This window comes from Bacillus sp. R45, assembly GCF_021729365.1.
Taxonomy (GTDB): Bacteria; Bacillota; Bacilli; order Bacillales; family Bacillaceae; genus Bacillus; species Bacillus velezensis.
Map to the genome: position 1 here is coordinate 2,211,438 of NZ_CP091421.1, position 26,155 is coordinate 2,237,592.

The following is a 26,155-nucleotide window of genomic DNA, read 5'->3' on the forward strand; positions in this document are numbered from 1 at the left end:
AGAAATGGAGCGGAAAAACAGCTTTTGCCCCTAAATCTTAAAAGAAAACCCCCATGAAGGGGGCTCTTTTACAAAATCGTGTGTGCCGGCTCCTGGCCCAGCATCTGCTCGATTTTATTCTGATCATCCAGAACGGCCACCTTCGGCTGATGGCTTTTTGCTTCCTGATCAGACATCATTTGATAAGAAATAATAATGACTTTATCTCCTTCTTGGACGAGACGGGCGGCAGCTCCGTTTAAACAGATGACGCCGCTCCCCCGCTTACCGGGAATAATATACGTTTCAAGTCTCGCTCCGTTGTTATTATTCACAATCTGAACTTTTTCATTAGCGAGCATTCCGACGGCATCTAAAAGATCTTCATCAATCGTGATGCTGCCGACATAGTTTAAATTGGCTTCCGTCACGGTAGCGCGGTGCAGTTTTCCGGCCATCATAGTGCGGTACATATTATGATCTCTCCCATTCATCAATATCAATAATGATATTATCAATCAGTCTGGCTTTAGAAAATTGGACGGCGCAGGCCAGAATGACCTTGCCGTTTAATGTTTTAAGCGGAGTCAGCTCCGGATAAGCGTACAGTTCGGCATAATCAATGACGCCGCTTGTGTTTTCGATGATACCGGTGACGGTTTTTATAACGGTTTCCGGATTTCTTTCACCGTCTCTGACCAGTTCGGCACCTTGCTGCAATGCTTTATAGATCATCGGCGCTTCTTTGCGTTCCTGCTCAGTCAGATAGACGTTGCGAGAGCTTTTGGCAAGTCCGTCTTCTTCTCTGACCGTGTCCACTGCAACCAATTCGATATCCATAAAGAAATCCTTAATCAATCCGTCCACAACCGCTGCCTGCTGGGCATCTTTCAGGCCGAAGTAGGCGCGGGTCGGTTTAACGAGATTGAAAAACTTCGTCAGCACAGTGGCCACTCCGTCAAAATGGCCGACGCGGGAGGCGCCGCACAACACGTCAGTTCTCCTTTTCACTTGCACGGCAACATTTTGATCGCCCTTATACATGTCACTCGGAGACGGCGTAAACAAAACATCTGCTCCCGCCTGTTCTGCAAGCCGGGCATCGCGCTTTAAATCTCGCGGATATGCTTCGTAATCCTCGCCCGGTCCGAATTGAGTCGGATTGACAAAGATGCTCATCACGACAATATCGTTTTCTTTGTTTGCTTTTTCAACCAGGGTCAGGTGTCCTTCATGAAGAAAACCCATTGTCGGGACGAATCCGATCGTCCGGCCTTCTGAGCGGTATTGTGCAATTAATTCTTTCAGCTGTTGAGTTTCTGTCAGTTGTTTCATCGCTTACTTTCCTCCGTATAAGCCTTGCAGCACAGTTTGGTTTATCTGAAAGGAATGCTTTTCTTCCGGGAAAACCCGTTCTTTCACATCACGGACATAATCGCTGAGGGCCGACTCAATCGCGCCGTCGATGTTGGCGTATTGCTTCACGAACTTCGGTGTTCTGTCCACGCCGTGGCCGACGACATCATGATAGACAAGGACTTGGCCGTCCGCTTTTGAACCGGCTCCGATTCCGATGACGGGAATGGATACTTCTTCTATTATTTTAGCAGTCAGTTCAGCAGGCACACATTCAAGCACGAGCATCATCGCTCCCGCCTGCTCGCATTTGATGCTGTCTTCAATGAGCTTTTTCGCGCTTTGCTCATCTTTTCCCTGCACTTTATATCCGCCTAATACGCCGACAGACTGCGGTGTGAGGCCTAAATGGCTGACGACGGGAATTCCGCCGAGAGTCAGCGCGCGGATGGATTCGAAAACGCCGTCTCCGCCTTCCAGCTTTAACGCGTCCGCGCCGCTTTCCTGAATAATGGCCGCGGCGTTTTTCAATGTATCCTCTTTTGAAAGGTGGTAAGACATAAACGGCATGTCAGTTACGATAAACGTATTTTTCGCACCGCGTTTTACCGCTTTTGTATGGTGAATCATGTCCCTGACCGTTACGCCGACGGTTGAATCGAGTCCGAGCACGACCATTCCGAGCGAATCCCCGACTAAAATCATGTCGACTCCCGCCTGTTCCGCAAGCTTTGCCTGCGGATAATCGTAAGCGGTCAGCATCACGATCGGCTCTCCGTTTTCCTTCATTTTCATGAAATCCAGTTTTGTTTTCATTCTGTTTCTCCTCCTCTAAACGGTGAGGAGATGAGCCGCCAATTCTTCGCAAGCAAAAAAGCCTTCTGTAAAATAAGAAGGATTCCCACTTGTTTAACGTTCGGCGAATGTCATCCCTCTGTCCCAGTCCTTTTTTGGATCAAGGCAGACTTTTCGTAATCTCTGTTCTGCTGATCAGGTGCAGTTCATTATGATACTGCCCATAGGAAGTATACCAAATTCACGAGGCTTGTACCAACTAAGATTAATTGAGCTCAATATCGGCAGAATAGATCTTCTTTATACCGTCTCTCGTTTCCAAAAGAAGAACTCCCTCATTATCAATGCCGAGCGATTTCCCGTAAAACGTTCCTTGCAGCGTTCTCGCTCTGAGCTCGTTCCCCAGTCCGACGGCATAGCTTTCCCATAACAGCTTGATCGGTGTAAAGCCGTGGTTCAAGTAATCCTGATAGCGTTTTTCAAAAGTCAGCAGAATCTCTTGTATCAGACCCGCTCTGTCAATTTTTTCACCGGCTTCCATGCTCAGGCTCGTCGCAATGTCCTGAAGCTCGCCGGGAAAATCGGTTTCCTGCTGGTTCACGTTGATGCCGATCCCGAGAATAACCGAACGGACACGGTCCTCTTCCGCCTGCAGCTCAGTTAAAATCCCGACGGCTTTTTTGCCGTGAATCAATAAATCATTCGGCCATTTAATGGCGGCCTGTACGCCTGTAAAAGCCTCGATGGCCTGTACGACCGCAACGGCGGATAACAGGGTGAGCTGCGGCGTTTTTTGCAAAGGAACGTCGGGTCTCAGAATGAGGCTCATCCAAATCCCGTTTCCCTCCTGTGAATGCCATACTCTGGCCATTCTTCCTCTGCCTGCCGTTTGTTTATCGGCCACTACGAGGGTCCCTTCCGGCGCGCCGTCATTGGCAAGTTCATGAGCGGTTTTTTGGGTGGACGGCAGGACGTCCCGGTAATGAAGCTGTTTGCCCAAAACCTCTGTTTTCAGCCCGAAACGGATTTCGGATTCACTGAGTTTCCCCGGTTTTTTAATGAGCCTGTACCCTTTTCGTCTGACCGCCTCAACCTCATAGCCCTCTTTGCGGAGCTCCTCTATATGTTTCCAAACGGCGGTTCTCGAGCAGCCGAGCGCGTCACTTATTTTCTGCCCGGAGATAAAGCCGTCACCCGCCTCAGAAAATAAATCAATTAATCGGGTTCTTAATGTTGATCCCATGATGCGAGCCACTCCTTTATGTCATGTTTTCGGTTAGGAAGCTTCCCTGCCAATACCGCTTCTTCAATCCGGCGAAGTTCTTCGGCCACCCATTTACCCGCGCGGCGGTTTCTGAGCTCCATCAGATCAGCGCCTGAAATGTCGAGGTCTCGAAGGCTTTTGATCGGCAGCTGCTCATACAGGCTCTGAACCTCTTTCAGCTTTTGTTCATCAATCGTCTTATGCTGTTTCAGCATCCCGATTTTAACGGCTGAAAACAGCGCCTCTCCCGCTCGGTACATCGCTTCTGCTTCCAGCTGCGCCGGATAAACGCTTATGATCTGCACCGCTTTTTTTATGACCTTTCCCGGCAGTTTCCATTGTTTTAAAAACGCCTCGGCACTTTTCGGACAAAGACCGAGAAACAATAACAGCGCTGCCCAGCGTTCTTCGCGTGCATCTAAAGAAGAAAACGGAAAGCCGCTTGCTTCAAGCATTTGCTGCTCATAACCGGAAAGGCCGGGCAGCTCTTGTATCAGACCTGTCTGCACCATCGTTTGAATCGCTTCTTGTGAGAAAGCGCCCTGCATCAGCTTTTCAAACTCGACGGTCTTTCGTTCTACTGATACATGTGCCAAAAGCTCCCTGTCTTTTATGACGGCCTCTCTTGTTTCTTTTTCTAACAGAAAGCCGAGCTGACTCATAAAGCGGACGGCTCTCATCATCCGCAGAGCGTCTTCCCGAAAACGGTCTTCAGGGTTACCCACCGTACGGATCAGCTTTTGTCCGATATCATGTGCGCCTCCGAAATAATCAAGCAGCTCTCCTTCGGCAGACATCGCCATCGCATTAATCGTTAAGTCTCTCCGCTTTAAGTCTTCTGATAAAGAAGTAATGAACCGCACAGCTTCCGGGCGCCGATAGTCCTTATATTCTGATTCGGCACGAAAAGTGGTGACTTCATAGGTTTCATCTTCCCACAGGACGATGACGGTGCCGTGCTCTTTTCCTACATCGACAGTCCGCTTAAAGAGGCGCTCCACCTCATTCGGCGAAGCGCTGGTTGCGATGTCCACATCACCTATTTTTCGTTTCATATAGCTGTCTCTGACGGCTCCCCCGACAAAGTACGCCTGATGGCCCGCCTTCATCAGATGATGAAGGATGGGGAGGGCTTTGACAAATTCCTGTTCCATAAGATCACTCCGGTCCTGCCAATTCGTCATAAATCCGTTCATACTGACTGACGATTCTTTGCGAAGAAAAGGAGGTCTCCACCATTTTCAGCGCATGATCAGTCAATCGTTTGCTGAGCTGTTTATCTTCTAAAACGGCAAGCGCTTTTTCAGATGCCGCCTGAATATCGCCGACTTCCACCAGAAAACCGCTTACTTGATCTTTAATCACTTCCGGGATGCCGCCAATATTTGTTCCGATGCACGGCACGCCGCAGGCCATCGCCTCAAGGAGGACGAGTCCGAAACTTTCTTTTTCAGACAGAAGAAGCTTAAGATCGCTGATGGAATACAGCTCTTCCACCCTGTCCTGATTTCCGAGGAGCAGCACTTGATCCTGCAGTCCGTATTTTTCGACAAGCTGCCAAGCGACGCACTTTTCCGGCCCGTCACCGACAAGCAGGAGCTTCGCCTTTGTGTTGGCTGCGATATTACGGAAAACGCGGATGACATCTTTAACACGTTTTACTTTTCTGAAGTTCGAAACATGGATGACGACCTTTTCATCCGGCAAAATACCATGTTTCTCTTTTATACTCTCTGTATTTTTCTTAAGATAAACACGTTCATCAATAAAGTTGTAGATGGTCTCAATTTTTTTATCCGGCTTGATTAAGTCATATGTTTCTCCGGCAAGCGCGGTTGATACCGCCGTCACTCTGTCGGACGCTTCGATGGCAAAACGGATTAAATCTTTTAATGACGGATCATATCCTAAAACGGTGATGTCCGTACCGTGAAGCGTCGTCACGATCCCGATGTCACGCTTGAGCATCTGTTTGGCTAGATAAGCGCATACCGCATGCGGCAGCGCATAATGCGCGTGAATGATATCAAGATTTTCCCTCGCGGCCACCTCGGCGATTTTGCTCGCCAGCGTAAGGTCATAAGGCGGATGTTTAAATACCGCGTATTGGTTGACTTCCACCTCATGAAAATGAATATTCGGATGATATGTATTTAATCTGAACGGGATGCTTGATGTGATGAAATGAACCTGGTGCCCTTTTTCCGCAAGCAGCTTGCCGAGTTCCGTCGCAATAATACCCGAGCCTCCGACACTCGGGTAGCATGTAATCCCTATTTTTAATGGTCTCATTGTCCGCCCCCAAAAACATCATCATTCAAAACGGGAAGCTGTTTTGAAAAGAAGCCTTCAGCATACCCCGTCCCGGCTTCTTTGCCATACAGTCTTTCCCGCGCTTCCACCATTTCGATATAACCGTTGGTCAGCGGTGTGTTCACTGACTGCGCCGTAGGAATAAACTGGCTTTGATAGGCGTGCAGGCTTTCTTTTTTCAGATCGATGGTTTCCGTTATGTCGATTACAAAGTCCGGACGGTGAAACCCGTTGATCATATAATAGTATACGCGCTGAGCCTTATGAGCCGGCAGTTCCTGATGATCTCTGTATTTATGAATTCCCGCCGAGAACACCGCCTCTTCGACCAAAGCCGCCGCATTGCCGTGGTCAGGATGGCGGTCTTTCGGATAAGGCATGAAAACGGTTTTCGGCCGGCAGGCTCTGATGACACTGACAATCCGGCGGATGCCGTCCTCACTTTTCAAAAGCCCGCGGTCGGGAAGCGTAAGCTGGATTCTCTCTTTTACGCCGAGAATTCGTGCCGCCTCTGCCGCTTCTTCTTTTCTTATCCCTACCGTTCCGTTAGATGATAGTTCGGCCTCGGTCAAATCGCATATCACCGCGGTTTTTCCTTGAGCCGTAAATTTTGCGATCGTGCCGCCCATACCGATCTCGACATCATCACTATGGGCGCCGAACGCCAGGATATCAACGTGTTCAGACATTCGGCTCTCCTCCGCGCACAAGATTGCGGAAATCAAATGCCCCGCCGTCCAGCGTCCGGACGAGGATTTCCGCTGTTCCCATATTTGTGGCGAGCGGGATCGCGTATACGTCACACAGCCGGATCAGCGCGGAGACATCCGGTTCGTGAGGCTGCGCAGTTAACGGATCGCGCAGAAAAATGACGAGATCCAGGGCGTTTGCCGCAATCAATGCGCCGATTTGCTGATCTCCGCCGAGCGGGCCGGATTGAAAACGTTCAACGGACAATCCGGTCGCTTCCTGGATTTTTAAGCCTGTCGTACCCGTCGCGTATAACTCATGATGGCTCAATATATCTTTATATGCGGTCGTAAACTGAACCATATCCTGCTTTTTTTTATCGTGAGCAATCAAAGCAATTTTCATTTGATGTTCTCCCCCTTGCCGATTCAGTCGATAATATTTTCGAGTCCGTATACAAGCTGGTCGATTTTCATCACTTGCTCCACTGACAGCTTCACTCCTGACATAAAGGAAGCCCGGTTATAGGAGTCATGGCGCAGTTTCAGCGTTTGGCCGTCCATGCCGAACATGACTTCCTGGTGGGCGATAAGGCCCGGCAGACGCACGCTGTGAAGGCGGATGCCGTTTAATTCAGCACCGCGGGCGCCCGGCAGAATTTCTTTTTCATCAGGATGGCCCTGCTGCTTTTCTGTACGGACGCTTGAAATCATTTCCGCTGTTTTCAGCGCCGTTCCGCTCGGGGCATCCAGCTTTTGATCATGATGAAGCTCAATGATTTCTACATCTTCAAAATAGTTGGCGGCCATTTGTGAGAACTTCATCATCAGCACCGCGCCCAATGCAAAATTCGGAGCGATGATGGCGCCGATTCCTTTTTCTTCAGTCAAGGCTTGAAGCTCTTCTAAATCCGCTTCAGAAAATCCGGTCGTTCCCACAACGGGGCGGACGCCGTGTTCAAGAGCGGCTTTCGTATGTTTTTTGCCGATTTCAGGCGTTGTCAAATCGATCAGCACATCCGGTTTTGTTTCTTGGAAACATGCGCGGATATCCGTATAAATAAGAGCGTCTGAATCAGCTGACATCACTTCCCGTAATGTTTGCTGATCGTATGTATGGTCAATGGCGCCGACAAGCTCAAAATGAGGCGTGCGGACGGCAAGTTTTACGGCCTCCTGGCCCATTCTGCCTCTCGGTCCGGCAATGACGACTTTAATGGTTTCATTTGACATGGTTTCTCCTACTTTCCTTCTTCTTTTCTAGTCCAGCGGTCTTTATCACGTGTATTAAATTTATGCATGACGCGGTTATGAGCTTCCTCCAATGAAATATCAAGGGAGTTGGCGAGGCAGATCAGAACGAACAGCACATCGCCCATTTCCTCTTCCATGCTTTTCTCATTTTCCGTCGTTTTCTTCGGCTTTTCCCCATAATAATGGTTGACTTCTCTTGCAAGTTCGCCCAGTTCTTCCGTGAGACGGGCCATCATGGCAAGCGGGCTGAAATAGCCTTCTTTGAATTGGCCGATATATTCATCGACCTCAGCTTGTAAGTCTTTCATCGTTTTGTCACTCACTGTGCGAATACCTCCTGTCATCTCTTCCATGTTAGCTAATTCAAGTACATTTGACAAATGTTAAAAACGGCAGTTTGCTGTTTTCTTTTGTATCCACTATAATATTTACGCAATCTTATGGAAGGAAAAGGGGTTTGATGCAATGCTTGGAGAAATCAGAATCAAAAACATTTGCTTTATTTTAATCGGCGCCGCTGTTTTTTCATTCGGACTGGTTCACTTTAATATGCAGAACAATTTGGCGGAAGGCGGATTTACCGGCATTACGCTGCTTTTATATGCGTTATTCCACATCAGCCCTTCTATTTCCAACCTGGTATTAAACATTCCTATCTTTTTCATCGGCTGGCGTATGCTCGGCCGGACGATGTTTGTCTATACCCTGATCGGCACCGTCTCTCTTTCCGTTTTTCTGAGTGTTTTTCAGCGCTACGAAATTCATATGCCGCTGTCGCATGATTTAGCGCTGGCCGCCTTGTTCGCCGGTGTATTTATCGGCGCGGGTCTCGGCATTATTTTTAAATACGGCGGCACGACGGGCGGGGTCGATATCATCGCTCGGCTGATCAACAAATTTTTCGGAATCCCGATGGGCCGGACGATGTTTGCCTTTGACGCCTGTGTCATTCTGCTTTCTTTGTTTACGTATCTTTCTTACAAGGAAGCGATGTACACGCTTGTAGCCGTTTTTGTCGCTGCGAGATTGATTGATTTTATACAGGAAGGCGGCTATGCTGCAAAAGGGGCAACGATTATTTCTTCGAAAAACGATTTGATCCAGCAAAAAATCATTGAAGAGATGGAGCGCGGCGTCACCGTTTTAAAAGGACAGGGATCATATACAAAAGAAGACAGGGACGTTCTTTACTGCGTCGTTCCGAAAAACGAAATTGTGCTTTTGAAAAGCGTCATCACTTCCGTTGACCCGCATGCCTTTGTTGCAGTAAGCGACGTCCATGATGTGCTGGGCGAAGGATTTACGCTTGATGAAAATAAAAATCCGATCAGACGATAATAAAAAGGCGGCTTTTGCCGCCTTTACTGTTCGTGTTTCCATTTGACAACCGGTGATTTTTTCTTTTTCAATCGGCGGGCGAATGCCGGACTGACATTGAGCGTCTGCTCGACGAAGCGCTGCGGCGTCAGTGCCAGCCATTGGTTTAAGGAGACATCTTCGAAACGGTCGCTTTTGAAGATTTCCAGAAAGCGCAGCACGGTGTCACCGGTATTCTGAACATAATGTCCCATTGCAACAGGAACATATCCTACGTCACCCGCTTGATAGTTAAATGTCCGCGCTCTTCCCTCCGCCGCAAACACCGTCATTTTCGCTTCTCCTGAAAGGTAATACTGCCACTCGTCCGTATTCGGGTGCCAATGCAATTCTCTCATGCCTCCGGGTTCGACCTCCACAAGAGCTGCAGCAATCGTTTTTGACACCTTAAACGTTTTTGAATCGACAATCTTTACTCTTCCCCCGCTGGTAACAAGAGGCTCCTGCCGGGAAAGCTTGTAGCTGAACGGCTCTAAAACGGGGCCTTCCGGGGAAGAGACTGCTGCCCGCTCAATTGGGGGCGGCGGTTCCAACTGGAACATATAACGCTCTTTCTTGTGAATGTAAGCCAGCTCATAGCCCGGAACACCGAAGTTCGCCTCCAGCACGCTGCGCGGGGTGTGGGCAAACCAGTCCGTTACTGAAAAGGTGCTGTTTTCTGAAAAAGAGCCGTCATCAAAGACGAGCAAAAACTCACTTCCCTGCTCTAATCCTTGAATGGAATGAGGAATGCCGGAAGGAAAATACCACAGGTCCCCTTCACTTACGTTATCAATAAAATTCCGCCCATTTTGATCGACCGCAGTTAAACGTACTCCTCCGTTAATCACATATCCCCATTCGGCTTCTTTATGCCAATGAAGCTCCCGCACAGCTCCCGGTTTCAGCCTCATGTTCACCGCCGCGATGTTTTTGGATACCGGCAGTTCCCTGACCGTCACCTCTCTGGACCATCCGCCGTCTTCAAGCCTCATATGCGTATCAGAAAATGAGAATTTCAAGTTTTGAACCGTTCCTGCATCCGTTGAAGGCGGAACGAGCATGTCAGGATTCTGGAAGTCACGCGCGAGGTTTCGCGGTCCTTCGTCAGTCGCCCCTTTTCTGCCTCTGATCGGCTGCGGGAGGTGTTTTGAAGCCAATTGCTGGATGAGTTTTTTCACTGACTTAGCTCCTTTACAGCAATTTGTGTTTATTTAGACTTAGGATACTCACGCTTTTTCTCTTTCTTTTTTTCCGCTCTGTATTTTCGGTAGCCGACATATGTCAGCGCAGTAATAATGATACCGCCTGTTGTCAGAATGACCCAGAGCAGCGAAGGGTCAGCGTCATCCCGCTCCACCTTGTCAAAAACCCGCTTTAAATCCTGCTGCAGGAGTGTCAGACGCTCAAGCTTTGTTCCTTTTGTCATCTGCTGAAACCCTTCCTGCTCAATCACCTCGATATGTTTCGCCACCGTATCAAGCTGGCCGGCCGACACATCCATTGTCAGGCTGGGATAAATTAAATCATATAATGATATAAATTCATTCCACTTTTCATTGAAATTTCCACTTCCGTTTCCGCTGACATCTTCTTTTAAGGCGCTGAATGTCGCCATAATCGGTCTTTCAAGCGAACCCCACAGCGGATCGGAGTGGTCTTCCATCGCATCCATTACCAACCTGAACTGGGCGGCTGCCCGGATTTTTTCGGTATCTGAGGCGTCTGCCTGTTTCAGGACGCGCACTAAATCATTGAAGCCCAGAGTCACCTGCCTGACTTCGGCGCCGCTCAGTGAGTTTACGTGTGTCATTTTTTTCTTAAAGTAGCCAAGCACTTGCAGAGCCTCATCATACTGCGAATGCCGCGTCATTTGGAAAACGGTATCCGAAAGGTCGTTCAGTTCCTTGAGACCGCCCTCATCTTCAGCTTTGGCAGTTGTGATGAAACACATAAGAGCAAGTAAAAGACAGATCGTCAGCTTTCGTTTCATAGAGGTCCCTCCCACTCCTTCTCTTTACAGAATATGAGGAGCGGGACAAGGTTAGACCAAGATTCTATCAGTGTAAGTCAAGCTTTATCCGTCTTTTAGAAATCACCAAATAGTATGCAAGGCCGAGTGAAAATATGCTCAGCCAGAATGTAGCATAGCCGATCTCTTGCATATAGTCATTGAGCATTGAGTAGCGGGGCATCATGCCGAAAAGATAATCAATGACGTCATTATGAAGCGTCCAAACAGCAGCAACGGCAAGATGCCATAACCGGAACCGAAAATACGGGCTGTATAAAACGCCTTGAACGGCCATGGCAAAATGTGAAGCAATCAGCATGTACCCTTCCCAAGGCATCTGCCCCATTTTGACCAGCACAAAGACATTCATTCCGACCGCCCACAGCCCGTATTTTACAAGGGTTACAAGAGCCAGCGCTTCAAACAGCGGCGCGTTTCTTCCCATGAGAAATGCCAGAAGCACAAACAGGAAGAAAAACGTCGCCGTCGGGCTGTCAGGCACAAATATCAGAAATCGGAACGGCGTGTCCGCAAGCTGCGGCACATACCAATAATAGCCGTACACCGTACCGATAAAATTAACGGCAAGAACAAGCAGAAGCATGCCGCGCAACCCTAAAAGATAAGAAATCCACCTCATACCATCAACTCTCAGTCCGTAAAAAGTATGTATCATGCAAAAAAAGCTGACATCCGGTCAGCTCTTTTCATAAAGTATATCCTGCTGTTGTCTACTTCACAATACGTTATTTCGCTGTCGTTTCAGAAATGAACTTCGCCAGCTGATCAAGCTGTTTGTCATTCCCTTTAAAAATACCGGCTGGCATCTGCCCTTTCCCTTTGACGGCGATTTTTTTAATTTCTTCCGGGCTCAGCCCGTTATCGACCAGGGACGGACCGGCGCCTCCCCCTTGAAGATTATCCCCGTGACAGGAAATACAGCCTTGTTCTTTAAATACCTTATAACCGTCTGATTCAGTATCAATGGCGGCTTCTTTTTTAATTTTCCCTTGCTCCTCCGCCTTTGCCCAGTCATGTGTCGCGACTGACTGCCACGTTAAAAAGACCGTAGCGCAAAGCGCCAAAAGCATCATCCCGACAGCAACCGGACGCTTCCACGGCCTTCTTTCAGACCCCCTGTCGAGAAACGGAGCCAAAAGCAGCGACCCGAAGGCAAGCCCCGGTATAATCATCGCTCCGATAACGGTGTAGCTCCCTGCGGCATATTCATATTTTAAAAGCTGGTATAAAAATAGAAAATACCAATCCGGCAGCGGAATATACCCTGTATCCGTAGGATCCGCCACCCGTTCCAAAGGCGGCTCGTGCACAATCGTTAAAACGAGAAACCCGACGAGGAAAACGGCCCCGACCATCCATTCTTTCAGCAGAAAGTTCGGCCAAAACGCCTCTGTCTTTCCAGGATACTCTGAATAGTCTTTCGGTATATTCGGTTTTTTTTCAGCCGGTATCCTTGAATCTCCTACAAACTTCATTCCTTTCCCCCGGTGCATGTCATCCCCTCCCTTTTATATCAGATTTGTATTAAAGCGGTCCTGAAATTCCCTGCTTGCGGATCATAACAAAGTGGGCGCCCATGAGCGCAAACAAAGCGGCAGGGAGAAAAAATACGTGAATCGCAAAAAATCTCGTCAGCGTTTGAGCGCCGACAATATCGTGGTGGCCGGCAAGAAGAGTTTTCACCTGCGCTCCGATCAATGGCGTCGCCTCGGCAATCTGAAGACCTACCTTTGTCGCAAACAGCGCCTTCATATCCCACGGAAGCAAATACCCTGTAAATCCGAGACCGAGCATCACAAAAAAGATCAGAACACCGACGATCCAGTTCAATTCCCGAGGCTTTTTATAAGCTCCCTGAAAGAAAACCCGCAGCGTATGTAAAAACATCATCACGATGACTAAACTTGCGCCCCAATGGTGCATACCCCTTACAATCTGCCCGAAAGCGACTTCATTCTGCAAATAATACACAGATTCCCACGCGTTTTTTATATCCGGCACATAATACATCGTTAAAAACATCCCGGAGAGCACTTGGATAACGGTTACAAAAAACGTCAAACCGCCGAAACAATAGACAAAAGCCGAGAAATGGTGAGCGGGATTTACATGTTCCGGCACTTCATGGTCGGCGATATCCCGCCACATCGGGGTAATATCGAGACGTTCATCCACCCAGTCATAAATTTTATTCAGCATGTCACCCTTCCCCCCTAGGCTTTGCTTTTCCAAGATACAAAAAGCCGTCCTTTACTTTTTGCTCATAACGGTCAAGAGGCGCGAGCGGCGGCGTGCCCGGAACGTTCGTGCCGTCTTTTTCATACAGCCCGTAATGGCAGGGACAAAAGAATTTGTTCGGATTTTTAGGATCATTGTTCCAGTTTACGGTGCAGCCCAAATGCTTGCAGATCGGAGAAAGCGCTATAATTTCATCCCCATGCTTGTAAACCCAGGCTGACCTGGATTCTTCCGATTCGTACCAGGCGTCGACTTGATGAATTTTAAAGTCAAACCGCTTCGGCTCCTTCGTCAGCTCATCCACACTGACAACCTGCACCATTTTTTGATCTCCCGTCGGTTTTAATACCGGATCCAGCGCAAAACGAACCATAGGCATAAGCGCACTGGCGGCCATAAATCCCCCCACGCCGGTGAGCGCATAGTTTAAAAATTGTCTTCTTGATATATCTTGTTTTCCGCCCATCTCTTCCCCCCCTAAAGATTGACCAAAAATTAACTAAAATAGAAAATAATTCTGAGATTTGACACCCTCATAATATATGAATCTTTCAGCAAGGTCAACAGAGGCAAAACGGGTGTTTTGCAGGATGCCTGGAGTTTTTAAGAATTGTTCCACTTCTGTAACAAAACGTTCAAAATTTCTCCGCACTTGTCATCCGCAATTTTTCTCTTTAAAGAGTCTTTCATATGTTCAAACGGAACGGCAGGTATGTATATGACATCAGACCCTATTTCAGAATCCTTCCATTTTTCGTCTGCCGTCAGGAACAAGGCGTGCCTGAAGTTGGTCATCACCTCTTCTTTGAGTTTTTGAAGCAGGGCGATTTGTGATTGGTCTATATCAACATATGTATAAGAGGGGAATAAATATACCCGTCCCTTCAATTGGCGCTCAAGCTCTTCAGAAAGCAATTGGGTGCTTTCCCCCTGTTCAACGGCCTCTTTTAAGCCTCCTGAAGACGTTATGGAAATTAACGGAATGACAGCGGTATCAATGTAATCCGCAGATTGTAAATAGGCATCGGCATCAGCGGCCCTCCATCTCATGTCTCGTTCCTCCTCTTTACGCAACAAGCCTTGCATATTCTGCAAGGCTGTCATTTATGTGAGCTGATTCAATTGGCGGGAAAGCTTTTCAAATGTTTCTTTGTCGTGGCGGTCCAGCGCCTCGTCGATATCTTTAAGCAGCTTTTCCCGCTGGAAAGTGGAAATGGCATGTTCTAATATTTTTTCAGCCATCCCCTGATCCTGTTTATTTTCAAACAGGTCTTTCGGCAGATGCGGATTTGATTCAAGAACAGCGGCATATTCCGGTGAGCTGTAGGCCGAACGGAAATTCAGCTGGATAAATAAATCCTGCTGTTTATTTAACCGGATGTCGTGAAAAGATTTTTCCGCGTCCGTAGTCATGACATTTTCTTTGTAAAACCTAAACGGCACCTCATCAACGCAATGAGTAGACATGATAATGCCTCTCGGGCAAAATTCGGCTTGTTCTACAAAATGGACTTTTTCCATTAATGAATCATGACTCATTAAATAATTTAAAATCCAGACGCACTCCCGGCGTTTAAGCTGATAATGATTTAAAAACCAACGGATAAAATCCTTTTTTTCATTGACAGAAACAGGGGTCTGCATGTAATTCCCTCCTCTATCGATCGTATAATCTGACATCACTTATACATTCAGCAAGCATGGTCCAAAATCCTGCTTATCTTAAAAATTCATCCTCTATCCGTAAGATTGTTTCTTCAAGCTCTTCGTTTGTTCCATCCATTGAAAGCACTTGTTTTAAAAGCGGCAGCGCTTCTTTCTGGAGACCCTCTTCCAATAAGAAGTTAGCGTATTCATATAAGAAATCCCGATCATCCTGATAATGGAGATACGCAGCTTCGAAGCTTTTTTTCGCTTCAGCGTATTGCTCCAGGCCTGTATAGGCCCCCGCCAAATACCAATTGTATTTCGGATCTTCTTCTCCGTAGCCGCGGACTTCCTGAATCAGATCAATAATCTCTTCAAAGCTTTCTTCTTTATGATAGACGGCTAAAAGCGTGTGGAGCGCTTCCACGTAACCCGGATCGAGCGCCAGCGCTTCCTGAAGAAGCTTTTTGCCTTCCTCTTCGCTGCCGAGCTTTAACGCCATTTTCGCCGCATAGAGAAAAAGCTCTTTATTGTATTCATCGTAAGTAATACCTTCTTTAGCGGTTTTTAATGCATCTTCATACATGCCTTCTGCCTCGTAGCTTTTTGCAAGCGGCATATAAAGCGATGAATAGGAAGGATCAAGCCCTTTTAAATCAGACAGCTGCTTGATGGCTGTTTTGACCATTCCCGCCTGATAGGCTGTGAACCCGTACCCGAAAATCGTATTCGGTTCTGTATGTTCTGCCGCCGCTTTTTCATACCATGAAATCGCTTCCTCAAATTCACCCGCCGCGCTCAATGACTCAGCCAGCCTCTGATGAACATTTACGCCGCCGATTTCGTGCCGTTCTTTTGCCGTCTCTTCATAGTAAGGAACGGCTTTTGCATATGATCCCTGAGTGAAGTATAATTCCCCCAGAGCGAAATCAATAACAGGTTCATCTTGTAACATCGCTTTCGCCTGTAACAGCTTTTGTTCACTTACTTCAAATAAGCCCTGCATCTGATACAGATCAGCCGTTAAAAGGAGGCTTTCTGCGTAAGACGGGTCTTCCGGAGAAATCGTCTCCAGCACCTCAAGAGCTTTTTCTTCTTCATCAATATCTATTAACAATTCGGCGTAAAAATTCGTCAGCTCAGACTCATCCGGATAGAGGTCATGCAGATCACTGATCAGCGCTAATGCTTTTTCGGCGTTTCCCCATTCATAGTAGAGCTGGGCTGCAATGGCTTTGTCTTCGTCATGAAGTTCTGTTTCAGCTTTTGAAAGCGCTTTGAGTCCCTTTTCGGTTTCACCTGCTTCAACTAATTTTATGGCTTCTTGAATCAATGTATTCAAATCAGACCGGTCCTTTCTTTTCCTATACCTCATCAACCAAATGAAAAGGGTTTTTATTCGGGTTATTCTTATCATAATTCAGACAGGGCCTGCCCGCAAATAAGATGCTTCACCCGGCATTATAGTTTATCAGAAAATGGTTAAGAGGAAAACGGCAAAAAAGGAGACGGCATCTTTATACGCAAACAGCGCAATTTGTTCCGGCTGTTTCTGTAACGAAAACGCATTCCCCCTTTCTTTTAGTTTTCTGTTTAAGACAAGCTATGTCAAAGCCCAAGATTTTATGACACATGAAGAAAAAAGCCCGAAGAATCGTCTTCAGGCTTTTTTGGCTAATTGATCTAAATGCTCAAAGAATGTCGGATATGAGACATGGATCGCCTCTGTATCACGGATGTCGATCGGCTCTTCTGTCAGGCATGAAGCGATACCGAGCATCATGCCGATGCGGTGGTCGCCGTGGCTTGACACATCGGCTCCGCCCGCAAGCGTTTTTTTGCCGTGTATTTTCATGCCGTCTTCAGTCGGTTCAATGTCTGCGCCGATTTTCCGGAGCTCTGATACGACGGTGTCGATCCGGTTCGTTTCCTTCACCTTCAGCTCCGCAGCGTCTTTAATGACAGTTGTGCCTTCAGCCTGCGTTGCCAAAAGGGCGATAATCGGGATCTCGTCAATTAAACGGGGAATGATTTCTCCGCCGATTTCTGCCGCTTTCAGAGCTGAGGTTTCAATAACCAGGTCTCCGTAAGGCTCCGCACTGTCCGCTTCTGAAGGAATCACTTCAAGTGAAGCCCCCATTTGCTTTAAGACATCAATCATTCCCGTGCGTGTCGGGTTCAGGCCGACGTTTTTCAGCACAATCCGGCTTCCGGGAACGACAGCGCCTGCCGCGAGGAAAAAGGCCGCTGAAGAAATATCGCCGGGCACGAAAATATCGGCTCCCCGAAGCTTCTGACCGCCCGTTACGGAAGCGCTCGTCTCCGTTTCCGCAAGCTCGGCGCCAAAAGCGTTCAGCATCCGTTCCGTATGGTCTCTTGATTTATGAGGCTCAGTGACGGTCGTCGTCCCTTCAGCCTGCAATCCGGCAAGCAGCACGGCAGATTTGATCTGCGCGCTTGCAACAGGGGAGACGTAATCTATGCCTTTCAATTGTCCGCCTCTTACGGATAAAGGCGTAAACCCTCCGTCCGCTCTTCCGTCAATCGCGGCTCCCATCTGTTTTAAAGGCTCCGTCACCCTCTTCATCGGGCGCTTTGCAATACTTTCGTCACCCGCTACCGTACTGTGAAATGGGCGTCCGGCTAAAATGCCGAGCATCAGGCGGATGGTCGTGCCGGAATTTCCGACATCAAGAAGGCTGTCAGGCTCACAAAGTGCGTCAATGCCCTTTCCGTATATCGTTACATCACTTCCGTTTTGTTCAATGGAGACACCCATTTTTCTGAAGCAGGCAATGGTGCTCAGACAATCGGCTCCGGGCAAAAAGTTTTTTACCGTTGTCGTTCCTTCCGCAAGCGCTCCGAACATAACAGAACGGTGGGAGATGGATTTATCCCCCGGAATATGAATTTCACCGTTTAAAGACGTCACTTTTTCTCTTTTCAATGTTTTCCACCTCAGTCAGCGTAAAATGTGTCATATTTGGCGCGGGATTGAATGCAGGTTTCCGCGCGCTTCCGGTCATCATCAGTCTGGAAACTGATTCTGAGAATTCCGTTAATATCTTCTCTTGTTTCGATAATGCGGATGTTGGTGATACTGATTTTTTCTTCTGCCAGTATCGCCGTAATTTCCGAAATGACCCCCGGATGATCGGGAACATCGACATAAAGGTCATAAAAGGACGGGATCGCTCCTTTTTGACGGAGCGGCAGGCCGTCGCGATAATCTTTCGCTTTTTTAAAATATCCGAACAGGCTGTCCGCATCTTCATTTTCTACATAAGATTCGATCGTGTCAATCTCCCGTTTCCATTCTTTGAAGCGGTCAAGCAGTTTATCTTTGTTATGAAGAAGTATGTCCCTCCACATCGCCGGACTGCTTGAGGCGATTCTGGTGATGTCCCGAAAACCGCCGGCTGCGAAACGCTTCAAAAACGGATAATTTTCTTCAGAATGATGAGCCTGATGGACGAGGCTTGCAGCAACGATATGAGGGAAATGGCTGATGACGCTCGTTACGCCGTCATGCTCCTCGGGAGTCATCTCCACAAAGTGGGCGTTTGCCGCTTTCAAAAGCTCCTTCAGATGCGTTACTGACTCTTTAGAAGTTGATTTTCCGGGTGTTAAAATGTAAAACGCATTTTCGAATAAAAATTCTTTGGCGGCAGCGGCCCCGGATTTATGAGACCCCGCCATCGGATGGCCGCCGACAAATTGATAATGAGCCGGAAGCACTTTATCGGCGTAGCTGACGACTTTCTGTTTCGTGCTGCCCACATCCGTAATCAGGAGTTCATGGGTGATGTCTGATGCGGCCAGCATATCGAGCATTTTCAGCGTTTGGGCGACAGGCGTGGCGATAATGACAACAGACGCTTGCTGCGCCCCTTCCGTCAATGAGCCGGCCCGCTCGTCAATAATTCCGAGCTTCAGCGCGGCAGTGAGCTGTTCTTCCGAAATATCCACACCGATAATCCGTTTATGCGGATGCTCCTTTTTGATGGCCAATGCGATCGATCCGCCGATCAGCCCGATCCCCGCAAGCAATATAGTATCCTTCATTTCACTCATTTCCTTTTTCAACTATTTTAATAGAGCAAAGAGGTGATGCTTGATCACCTCTTATAATATTTCAGCTAAGATTGTGAGAATTTCCTCATTCTGCTCTTTCGTACCGACCGTAATCCTTAACGCTGTCGGAAATCCGAGCGCCTGTCCTGAACGGACGATATATCCTTTTTCCAACAGGGCTTGGAACAGTTCATCCGCCGGACGGTTAAAATCAATGAGCACAAAGTTGGTTTGTGAAGGATAACAAGTTAATCCGTGAGTTTCCGCAAAATCATAATACTGCTTAAGGCCCGCTTTATTTTTCTCGACGCATTCCTGAATAAATGTGTGGTCGTCAAGCGCTGCCAGTGCCGAAGCCTGACCGATTCTGCTCGTATTGAACGGCTCTCTCGCCGGTTCAATCTGGCGGATCAGCGCTTCGTCCGCAATGCCGTATCCGACACGCAGCGCGGCAAGTCCGTACGCTTTAGAGAAGGTGCGGAGGATCATGACATTCGGATATTGCTTTAAAAGCGGAATGCTTTCAGGGTAATCGTCCGCCGTAACATACTCGTAGTACGCTTCATCAAGTACAACGAGTATATGCTCGGGAACTCTGTTTAAAAAGGCAATTAACTCTTGCTCAGAAGTATATGTCCCCGTCGGATTATTGGGGTTGCATACCCATATGACTTTCGTCTCGCCGTCAATTGCTTCCAGCATCCGGTCTAAATCATGAGCGCCGTCACTGCGGAGCGGCACCTCGCGCACCTCAGCGCCTTCAATCACCGCATTGTGTCTGTATTGCGGGAAAGTCGGGGCGGCGGTAATCGTGTTTGCCTGATCATTTAATAAAGAACGGCAGATAATCTGCACTAGCTCATCAGAGCCGTTGCCGAAAATGATCGAAGATTCACTGACCTGCAGATGCTCACTGAGCCGCGTTCTCAAAGCGGCACTGTAACCGTCGGGATACAGCGCAAGCTGCTCAATCTCCTGATGCAGCGCATCTTTTGCGGCCTGTGAACAGCCGAACGGATTTTCGTTAGAAGCGAGTTTTACTACTTTTTCAAGCCCGTATTCCATTTTCACTTCTTCTATTGGTTTGCCCGGCTGATACGGTTTCAGCTGCCGCAGCTGTTCTTTAATCTGCAAATCCAGTCACCTCATTTTACACTGTACAGTCGTCCGAACGTCTTCGCGTATTCTTCAAATTCAAGAAGCGCATCAGCTCTTGTGCCGGGATTCACAAGCTTTGTTTTAAGCTCTTCAACTTTTTTGACAAGCGCGCTCCCGACAACGACACCGTCAGATATTTCATTCATCCCGTCAACCTGTTTGCGGTTTGAAATGCCAAAACCGACCGCCACCGGAACAGAGCTGAATTCTTTCACCTTACGAATGAAAGAGTATACAGACGGATCGAATTCGCTGCGTACGCCCGTCACTCCTAAAGAGGATACACAATACACAAAGCCGCAGGCCTGTTCAGTAATTATTTTCAAACGGTCTTCACTTGTCGGCGCAACCAGCGAGATATAAGCGATGTTCTCCTTTTTGCATGTCATTTGCAAAAGGGCGCTTTCCTCTAATGGAAGGTCGGGTACAAGCAGGCCGTCTATGTCGTTTTCCCGCAGTAAAGCGAAAAAGTATTCTTTTTCTAATTGTAACACAGGATTATAATACGTAAAGAGGATAATTGGAATATGAACGCCGTTTTTTTTCATTTTGCCGCCAAGTTCAATGGCTTTTACGATATTCATTCCGTTTTCCAGAGCCCGTTTTGAAGCCCGTTGTATGACGGGTCCGTCCGCAAGCGGATCTGTGTAAGGAACGCCGATTTCAAGGGCAGAAGCGCCTGCATTCTGTAATGATATTGCCAGTTCAACAGAAATGTCAGGAAGCGGATCGCCCGCTGTGATAAAAGGGATAAACAATTTTTCAGAATCTCGCAGATTAAACATGTGTCTCCACCCCGTTTTCCAAAACATTCATCAGCGTATGAACATCTTTATCTCCTCTTCCCGACAAACTGACGAGAATGATTTTGTCTTTATCCATGTCCTTTGCCATTTCAAACGCTTTTGCCAGGGCGTGGGCAGATTCAATAGCCGGAAGAATACCTTCTGTTTCAGAAAGCAGACGTAACGCGGCAATCGCTTCATCGTCTGTCACGCTTTCGTACGTTACACGGCCGCTTTTGTGCAGATAGGCGTGCTCAGGGCCGATCCCCGGGTAATCAAGGCCTGCTGAAATGGAATACGGTTCGATAATCTGCCCGTATTCATCTTGTATTAAATAGGTCATTGATCCGTGAATCACCCCGAGCGTCCCTTTTGCGATCGTTGCCGCATGCAGCGGCGTATCAATCCCTTTTCCGGCCGCCTCGGCGCCGATCAGCTCAATGTCTTCGTCTAAAAAGGCCTGAAATATGCCCATCGCATTGCTTCCGCCGCCGACACATGCAACAACCTTGTCCGGGAGCGTTCCTTCAACCCGGCGGAGCTGTTCTTTCGCTTCCTCGCCGATGATTTTCTGAAATTCGCGAACGATATACGGATATGGGTGCGGACCCACTACAGAACCGATAAGATAGAAATGATCTTCACAATGCTGGACCCAATACCTGATTGCCTCATTCGTCGCATCTTTCAGCGTGCCGTTGCCGCTTGTGACCGGCACCACTTCCGCGCCGAGCAGTTTCATCCGGAATACGTTCAGCGACTGGCGCGCAACGTCTTCTTCACCCATAAAAACCGTACATTTAAAACCGAATTTTGCGGCGGCTGTCGCGGCAGCCACACCGTGCTGTCCCGCACCGGTTTCGGCGATGATTTTCGTTTTGCCCATCTTTTTAGCAAGCAGAATCTGGCCTAACGCGTTGTTAATTTTATGAGAACCGGTATGGTTTAAATCTTCTCTTTTCAGATAGATTTTCGCCCCTCCCAAATACTCTGACACCCTGTCTGCGAACGTTAATGCAGTCGGTCTTCCGGAGTAATCAAACAATAGTTTTTTATATTCGGCATGAAAAACAGGATCATTTTTTAATTCTGTGAAAGCCGTTTCGATTTCCTCAAGGGGCCGCATCAATGTTTCAGGGACAAATTTGCCGCCGAATTCGCCGTATCTTCCGATTTCATTTGGATATGGATACATAGTGGTTCATCCTTTCTTCTAAAAGCCGGATCAGTGTTTGATCCTTGTGTCCGTTTTTTTCAATTCCGCTGGCAAGATCTATACCGCACGGACGCGATCTCAGTAAGCCGGTAATCGTTTCAGGATTAACACCGCCCGCAATAAAACAGCGCTTGCTTGCATTTTGAGCCTGCTTTCGGTACAAGGGGACACGGGCCCATGAAAACGCGATTCCCGTCCCGCCTCTCATTCCTGTCACTGAAGAATCAATGACATAGCCGTCGACAGCAGGTGTAAATTGAGCCATCTGACGGAGCGTCCCTTCCCCGTGATGGAGCGCTTTCCATATTTCCGAGCGCACAAGCGGACGGAGGCGAAGGGCATCCTCAGGCGATTCATCACCGTGAAGCTGGATGACGTCAAGTGCCAGATCAGATGCGATTTGCGCGATGTTTTCTATCGTTTCATTTACAAATACTCCGACATGTTTCTTGTCTGTCCGGACCTGCTCTTTCCATTTCCGGACCTCATCCGGCGTTACTCTCCGTTTGCTTGCGGCAAAAATAAATCCCAGATAATCCGCTTCTGAAGCTGCCGCAAGTTCATAATCACGCTTCGATCGTATTCCGCAGTACTTTAACTCAGGCTTTTTCATATCGTCACTCTCCGAACAGTCCGCGGATCGCCTTTTGCTGCGAATCCTCTCTCATTAAGGATTCTCCGACCAATACAGCCTGCGCCCCGTGCTTGTTGACGAATTGCAGGTCAGCCAAAGAACCGATGCCGCTTTCGCTGACCAGCAGGCAGCCGTCCGGCACAAGCTGCGCTATTTTTTCCGTTTGCGAAACAGAAGTACGGAACGTTTTTAAGTCCCGGTTGTTTATGCCGAGAATGTCCGGCTGAAACACTTGTAAAATCCGTTCAAGCACAGTTTCATCATGGACTTCAACGAGAACGTCCATGCCCTTCCCGCGGGCTTCCAGATAAAGCTCATGAAGCTTTGAAGGTTCCAGCGCTTCCCCGATCAGCAAAATGGCATCGGCGCCGATCCTGAACGATTCCTCCACCTGAAGGGAATCAATAATAAAATCTTTTCTCAGCACGGGAAGAGACACGGTTTGTTTAACATCTGTCAGAAATTGATTTCTCCCCTGAAAAAAACGGATATCCGTGAGAACCGAAAGGGCGTCGGCTTTAGCCGCTTCATAATCCGCCGCAATCGTTTCCGGAACAAAATGCTCTTTAATCAATCCTTTAGACGGCGAAGCTTTTTTCACTTCGGCAATCAGCCCGATAAAACGGTTCGGGTTCAGGAGCGCTTCTTTAAAGGATCTCCGTTCAATTTGACAGGTTTCCGGCAGCACGATGGATTTGATTTCTTCTTTTTTCTGCAGAATGATTTGATCAAGCATACATTTCTTCCTCTTTCTGTTTCAGACGTTCGAGCTGCCTTATGGCATCTCCGTTTTGAATCGCTTCTAAGGCTGTTTTCGTTCCTTCTTTCAGATCGTTTGCAAGACCTGCCGTATAAATGGCTGCGCCCGCATTTAAGGCGGTAATATGCAGAGCGGATGACGGAGCTCTATTTGCAAAAATATTCTGAATGAGAAGCGCGCTTTCTTCCGATGAACTCACTTGAATATCCTTCAATGAACCTTCTGCAAAACCGAATTGTTCAGGTGAAACGGAATATTCCAGACGTTCACCGTTTTTCAGCTCAATGATATCTGTCGGTGCTGTGATGGACAGTTCATCTAATCCGTCACGCGCCGACACAAGCATGACGTGTCTGACATCAAATTGTTCCAAAGCGCTTGCCATCAGGCGCGCTTTATCAAATGAATAGACGCCGATCACCTGCCGCTTCACCTGCAGCGGGTTGCTGAGCGGGCCCAGCAGATTAAATACGGTTCGGAAGCCAAGCTCTTTTCTTGCGGCGGCGACGTGCTTCATTGACGAATGAAACAGCGGCGCAAACAAAAACCCCATTTGTTTCATTTCAATGCTGCGTTTGACGCTTTCTGGAGTGGCTTGAATGGAAACCCCCAGCTTTTCCAACACATCCGCGCTGCCGCTTTTAGACGAAACGGAGCGATTTCCGTGCTTGGCAACTTTAGCTCCGGCGGCAGAAGCTGTAATCGCCGCTGCCGTGGATATGTTAAACGTAGAAATCCCGTCTCCGCCTGTTCCGCACGTATCAACGACATCCGCCAAGCCACCCGCCGTCTGTGCCCGCGCCCGCATCACTTTTACAAATCCGGCAAGCTCCTCCGCCGTTTCACCCCGGTGGGCTAATACCGATAAAATCCCTCCGATCTCAGACTGCGACATGGCCCCGTTCATCATCATCTCCATCAGCTTTTCGGCTTCTCCGGTTTTCAGCGTGCGGCCATTAACGCACGATTGCAGAAATTTGTTCATCCGTCTTCTCCTCCCTGCCAGAAAAGATGTCTTCTGCGATTTGAATCGTTTTTAAAAGCGCCCCCGCTTTGTTACAGCTCTCTTCATATTCGGCTTCCGGGACCGAATCAGCGACTATTCCCGCGCCCGCCTGCACCGACGCCGTACCGTTTTTGACACTCATGGTGCGGATGGTGATACACGAATCAATTGACCCGTCAAATCCGATATAAGCGATACATCCGCCGTAGGTTTCTCTGGAAGTCGGTTCTAATTCATTTAAAAGCTGCATCGCGCGGATTTTCGGAGCGCCCGAGAGTGTTCCTGCCGGGAATGCCGACATCAGCGCATCAACCGGATGGACGCCCTGTTTTAAACGGCCGGTTACAACAGAGATGATGTGCATCACATGTGAAAAAGAAACGACCTTTGTGAATTCCGGAACGGCTACGGAACCGTACTCCGCAACTCTGCCGATGTCATTGCGCGCAAGATCGACGAGCATATAATGTTCAGCTTTCTCTTTTTCGTCATTCATCAGCTCTTTTTTGAGGCGATCGTCCTCTTCTTTTCCGGCGCCCCTTCTTCTCGTTCCGGCAATCGGATGAATTTCCAGGTGCCTGTCATCCACGCGGATCAGACGTTCAGGCGAACTCCCGACAATGTCTCTGTCAGGCAGTTTGATATAGTACATATAAGGTGAAGGATTGACGATGCGGAGCACCCTGTACAGCTCAAATGAATGTCTGGATACCGGAATGTCAAACTTTTGCGAAAGCACCCCTTGAAAAATGTCTCCGGCTTTTATATATTCTTTCAGTTTATCGACGCCGGCCATAAACTCTTCTTTTGTATAATTGGATGTCACATCGGCAAAACTTGGCGTTTCAAATGATTCTTTAGAAAAAAACGGCTCTTTCATATCTTTCGGTTCTGTCAAAATACCGATAAGCTTACGAAGCTCCGCGCAATTTTCTTTAAAAACGGCCCGCTTTTCTTCCTCCGTCTCCCGGCCGTTAAGCGCCGCATATTGAATGAAATGCACTTGTTTCGTTTCGTGGTCGTACGCGATGATTTTCCGGCAGACAAACAGCATGCATTTTTCGAAATCTGTTTCTTTCGCGTGGCTCGGCACGGAAGGCTCAATCAAAGGAATCATGTCATAGCTCAGATAACCGACCGCCCCTCCCGAAAACGGGATATCAAGCTCGGGTGTTTTAATGCGGAAGCTTTCATTCATCCAATCAAGCACGGCTTTTAATTCTCCGGCTTCAAACAGCGTATGCCCGTTTGGATCAGCGGCAGTGAATGTGTGATGACTCTCTTTAATCGTGATAAAAGGATCGAGGCCGATAAAAGAGTATCTCGACCAGCTTGACGACTCATCCTTGCTTTCTAAAAGATACGTAATGTTTCTGTCCAGTTTTTCAACCATCTGAATGGGTGTGATCGTGTCGACCGTAAAAGTCTCTGCGATTGGAATGGTGCGGTGTGTCAGACTGTCCTTTAAAAATAAAGAAACATCCGATTGTAAATTCATGATTCTCCTCCTTACGGTAAGGAGAATGAGATGAAGAGTGAGAGGAGTCTTGCGTATAAGAAATAAACCCAAAAGAAAGGCTTCTTTTGGGCAGAATA

General features: G+C 48.0%; 29 protein-coding genes. 1 reads left to right on the forward strand and 28 read right to left on the reverse strand.

The window, feature by feature from the left end; translation table 11 throughout:
* Positions 1-68 precede the first annotated feature (68 nt).
* The 10 genes from panD to L3V45_RS10870 form a co-directional block, all read right to left on the reverse strand.
* Positions 69-452 carry an aspartate 1-decarboxylase gene (panD, locus tag L3V45_RS10825; protein WP_003153510.1) on the reverse strand — a complete coding sequence of 128 codons (384 nt, stop codon included), beginning with the start codon at positions 450-452 and terminating at the stop codon, positions 69-71.
* Position 453: 1 nt separating this feature from the next.
* Complete coding sequence (gene panC / locus L3V45_RS10830; protein ID WP_119891483.1) at positions 454-1,314, reverse strand: pantoate--beta-alanine ligase; 861 nt, start codon at positions 1,312-1,314, stop codon at positions 454-456.
* Between the two features lie 3 nt (positions 1,315-1,317).
* On the reverse strand, positions 1,318-2,151 hold the full coding sequence (gene panB, locus L3V45_RS10835; RefSeq protein ID WP_043867240.1) for a 3-methyl-2-oxobutanoate hydroxymethyltransferase: 834 nt from the start codon (positions 2,149-2,151) through the stop codon (positions 1,318-1,320).
* A gap of 244 nt (positions 2,152-2,395) precedes the next feature.
* Positions 2,396-3,373: a bifunctional biotin--[acetyl-CoA-carboxylase] synthetase/biotin operon repressor gene (locus L3V45_RS10840; protein WP_025852672.1), complete on the reverse strand. Its 978-nt coding sequence runs from the start codon at positions 3,371-3,373 to the stop codon at positions 2,396-2,398.
* Positions 3,358-4,548: a CCA tRNA nucleotidyltransferase gene (locus L3V45_RS10845; protein ID WP_003153504.1), complete on the reverse strand. Its 1,191-nt coding sequence runs from the start codon at positions 4,546-4,548 to the stop codon at positions 3,358-3,360. The genes L3V45_RS10840 and L3V45_RS10845 overlap by 16 nt, the downstream gene beginning before the upstream one ends.
* A 4-nt stretch (positions 4,549-4,552) precedes the next feature.
* Positions 4,553-5,686 (reverse strand): N-acetyl-alpha-D-glucosaminyl L-malate synthase BshA, encoded by a 1,134-nt coding sequence (gene bshA, locus L3V45_RS10850; protein ID WP_014305295.1) that lies wholly within the window; start codon positions 5,684-5,686, stop codon positions 4,553-4,555.
* Positions 5,683-6,396, reverse strand: a complete 714-nt coding sequence (gene bshB1 / locus L3V45_RS10855; protein ID WP_003153501.1) for a bacillithiol biosynthesis deacetylase BshB1 — start codon at positions 6,394-6,396, stop codon at positions 5,683-5,685. Before bshB1 ends, bshA begins: the two co-directional genes overlap by 4 nt.
* Entirely contained in the window at positions 6,389-6,802 is a 414-nt protein-coding gene (mgsA, locus tag L3V45_RS10860) for a methylglyoxal synthase (RefSeq protein WP_003153499.1), read from the reverse strand. The genes bshB1 and mgsA overlap by 8 nt, the downstream gene beginning before the upstream one ends.
* A gap of 23 nt (positions 6,803-6,825) precedes the next feature.
* A complete protein-coding gene (dapB, locus tag L3V45_RS10865; RefSeq protein ID WP_003153497.1) occupies positions 6,826-7,629 on the reverse strand; it encodes a 4-hydroxy-tetrahydrodipicolinate reductase in 804 nt (267 codons plus the stop codon).
* Positions 7,630-7,637: 8 nt separating this feature from the next.
* On the reverse strand, positions 7,638-7,973 hold the full coding sequence (locus L3V45_RS10870) for a nucleotide pyrophosphohydrolase (protein WP_003153495.1): 336 nt from the start codon (positions 7,971-7,973) through the stop codon (positions 7,638-7,640).
* A gap of 142 nt (positions 7,974-8,115) precedes the next feature.
* On the opposite strand from L3V45_RS10870, the gene L3V45_RS10875 reads away from it, so the two are divergent.
* Entirely contained in the window at positions 8,116-8,988 is an 873-nt protein-coding gene (locus tag L3V45_RS10875; protein WP_003153493.1) for a YitT family protein, read from the forward strand.
* Positions 8,989-9,011: 23 nt separating this feature from the next.
* Here the strand turns inward: L3V45_RS10875 and L3V45_RS10880 are convergent, their stop codons facing one another.
* From L3V45_RS10880 to trpE, 18 genes are all read right to left on the reverse strand, one after another.
* Positions 9,012-10,187 carry an oxalate decarboxylase family bicupin gene (locus L3V45_RS10880; protein ID WP_015388073.1) on the reverse strand — a complete coding sequence of 392 codons (1,176 nt, stop codon included), beginning with the start codon at positions 10,185-10,187 and terminating at the stop codon, positions 9,012-9,014.
* A 29-nt stretch (positions 10,188-10,216) separates the two neighbouring features.
* Positions 10,217-10,999, reverse strand: a complete 783-nt coding sequence (ypjB, locus tag L3V45_RS10885; RefSeq protein WP_014305298.1) for a sporulation protein YpjB — start codon at positions 10,997-10,999, stop codon at positions 10,217-10,219.
* 67 nt (positions 11,000-11,066) lie between these two features.
* The gene (locus tag L3V45_RS10890; protein WP_021734183.1) at positions 11,067-11,660 is read right to left on the reverse strand and encodes a lipoprotein heptaprenylglyceryl N-acetyltransferase LhaT; all 594 of its coding nucleotides are present in this window, start codon (positions 11,658-11,660) and stop codon (positions 11,067-11,069) included.
* 106 nt (positions 11,661-11,766) lie between these two features.
* On the reverse strand, positions 11,767-12,534 hold the full coding sequence (locus tag L3V45_RS10895) for a menaquinol-cytochrome c reductase cytochrome b/c subunit (protein WP_003153486.1): 768 nt from the start codon (positions 12,532-12,534) through the stop codon (positions 11,767-11,769).
* A 31-nt stretch (positions 12,535-12,565) separates the two neighbouring features.
* Positions 12,566-13,240, reverse strand: a complete 675-nt coding sequence (qcrB, locus tag L3V45_RS10900; RefSeq protein ID WP_003153485.1) for a menaquinol-cytochrome c reductase cytochrome b subunit — start codon at positions 13,238-13,240, stop codon at positions 12,566-12,568.
* A 1-nt stretch (position 13,241) separates the two neighbouring features.
* Complete coding sequence (locus L3V45_RS10905) at positions 13,242-13,745, reverse strand: Rieske (2Fe-2S) protein (protein ID WP_003153484.1); 504 nt, start codon at positions 13,743-13,745, stop codon at positions 13,242-13,244.
* A 137-nt stretch (positions 13,746-13,882) separates the two neighbouring features.
* On the reverse strand, positions 13,883-14,329 hold the full coding sequence (locus tag L3V45_RS10910) for a YpiF family protein (protein WP_003153483.1): 447 nt from the start codon (positions 14,327-14,329) through the stop codon (positions 13,883-13,885).
* Between the two features lie 54 nt (positions 14,330-14,383).
* The gene (locus L3V45_RS10915; protein WP_003153482.1) at positions 14,384-14,923 is read right to left on the reverse strand and encodes a ReoY family proteolytic degradation factor; all 540 of its coding nucleotides are present in this window, start codon (positions 14,921-14,923) and stop codon (positions 14,384-14,386) included.
* Positions 14,924-14,996: 73 nt separating this feature from the next.
* Positions 14,997-16,268, reverse strand: coding sequence for a tetratricopeptide repeat protein (locus L3V45_RS10920; RefSeq protein WP_069013353.1), 1,272 nt, complete (start codon positions 16,266-16,268; stop codon positions 14,997-14,999).
* 318 nt (positions 16,269-16,586) lie between these two features.
* Positions 16,587-17,873: a 3-phosphoshikimate 1-carboxyvinyltransferase gene (gene aroA, locus L3V45_RS10925; RefSeq protein WP_003153479.1), complete on the reverse strand. Its 1,287-nt coding sequence runs from the start codon at positions 17,871-17,873 to the stop codon at positions 16,587-16,589.
* Between the two features lie 11 nt (positions 17,874-17,884).
* The gene (locus L3V45_RS10930; RefSeq protein ID WP_024085534.1) at positions 17,885-19,000 is read right to left on the reverse strand and encodes a prephenate dehydrogenase; all 1,116 of its coding nucleotides are present in this window, start codon (positions 18,998-19,000) and stop codon (positions 17,885-17,887) included.
* Positions 19,001-19,051: 51 nt separating this feature from the next.
* Positions 19,052-20,134: a histidinol-phosphate transaminase gene (gene hisC, locus L3V45_RS10935; protein WP_003153476.1), complete on the reverse strand. Its 1,083-nt coding sequence runs from the start codon at positions 20,132-20,134 to the stop codon at positions 19,052-19,054.
* A gap of 11 nt (positions 20,135-20,145) precedes the next feature.
* Positions 20,146-20,943 (reverse strand): tryptophan synthase subunit alpha, encoded by a 798-nt coding sequence (gene trpA, locus L3V45_RS10940; protein ID WP_007612229.1) that lies wholly within the window; start codon positions 20,941-20,943, stop codon positions 20,146-20,148.
* A complete protein-coding gene (gene trpB, locus L3V45_RS10945) occupies positions 20,936-22,138 on the reverse strand; it encodes a tryptophan synthase subunit beta (protein WP_014305305.1) in 1,203 nt (400 codons plus the stop codon). The genes trpA and trpB overlap by 8 nt, the downstream gene beginning before the upstream one ends.
* Positions 22,119-22,772, reverse strand: coding sequence for a phosphoribosylanthranilate isomerase (locus L3V45_RS10950; RefSeq protein ID WP_014305306.1), 654 nt, complete (start codon positions 22,770-22,772; stop codon positions 22,119-22,121). The genes trpB and L3V45_RS10950 overlap by 20 nt, the downstream gene beginning before the upstream one ends.
* A gap of 4 nt (positions 22,773-22,776) precedes the next feature.
* The gene (trpC, locus tag L3V45_RS10955; protein WP_234949380.1) at positions 22,777-23,529 is read right to left on the reverse strand and encodes an indole-3-glycerol phosphate synthase TrpC; all 753 of its coding nucleotides are present in this window, start codon (positions 23,527-23,529) and stop codon (positions 22,777-22,779) included.
* Positions 23,522-24,538, reverse strand: coding sequence for an anthranilate phosphoribosyltransferase (gene trpD / locus L3V45_RS10960; RefSeq protein WP_052586205.1), 1,017 nt, complete (start codon positions 24,536-24,538; stop codon positions 23,522-23,524). The genes trpC and trpD overlap by 8 nt, the downstream gene beginning before the upstream one ends.
* Entirely contained in the window at positions 24,510-26,057 is a 1,548-nt protein-coding gene (gene trpE / locus L3V45_RS10965) for an anthranilate synthase component I (protein ID WP_025852693.1), read from the reverse strand. The genes trpD and trpE overlap by 29 nt, the downstream gene beginning before the upstream one ends.
* Between the last annotated feature and the right edge of the window lie 98 nt (positions 26,058-26,155).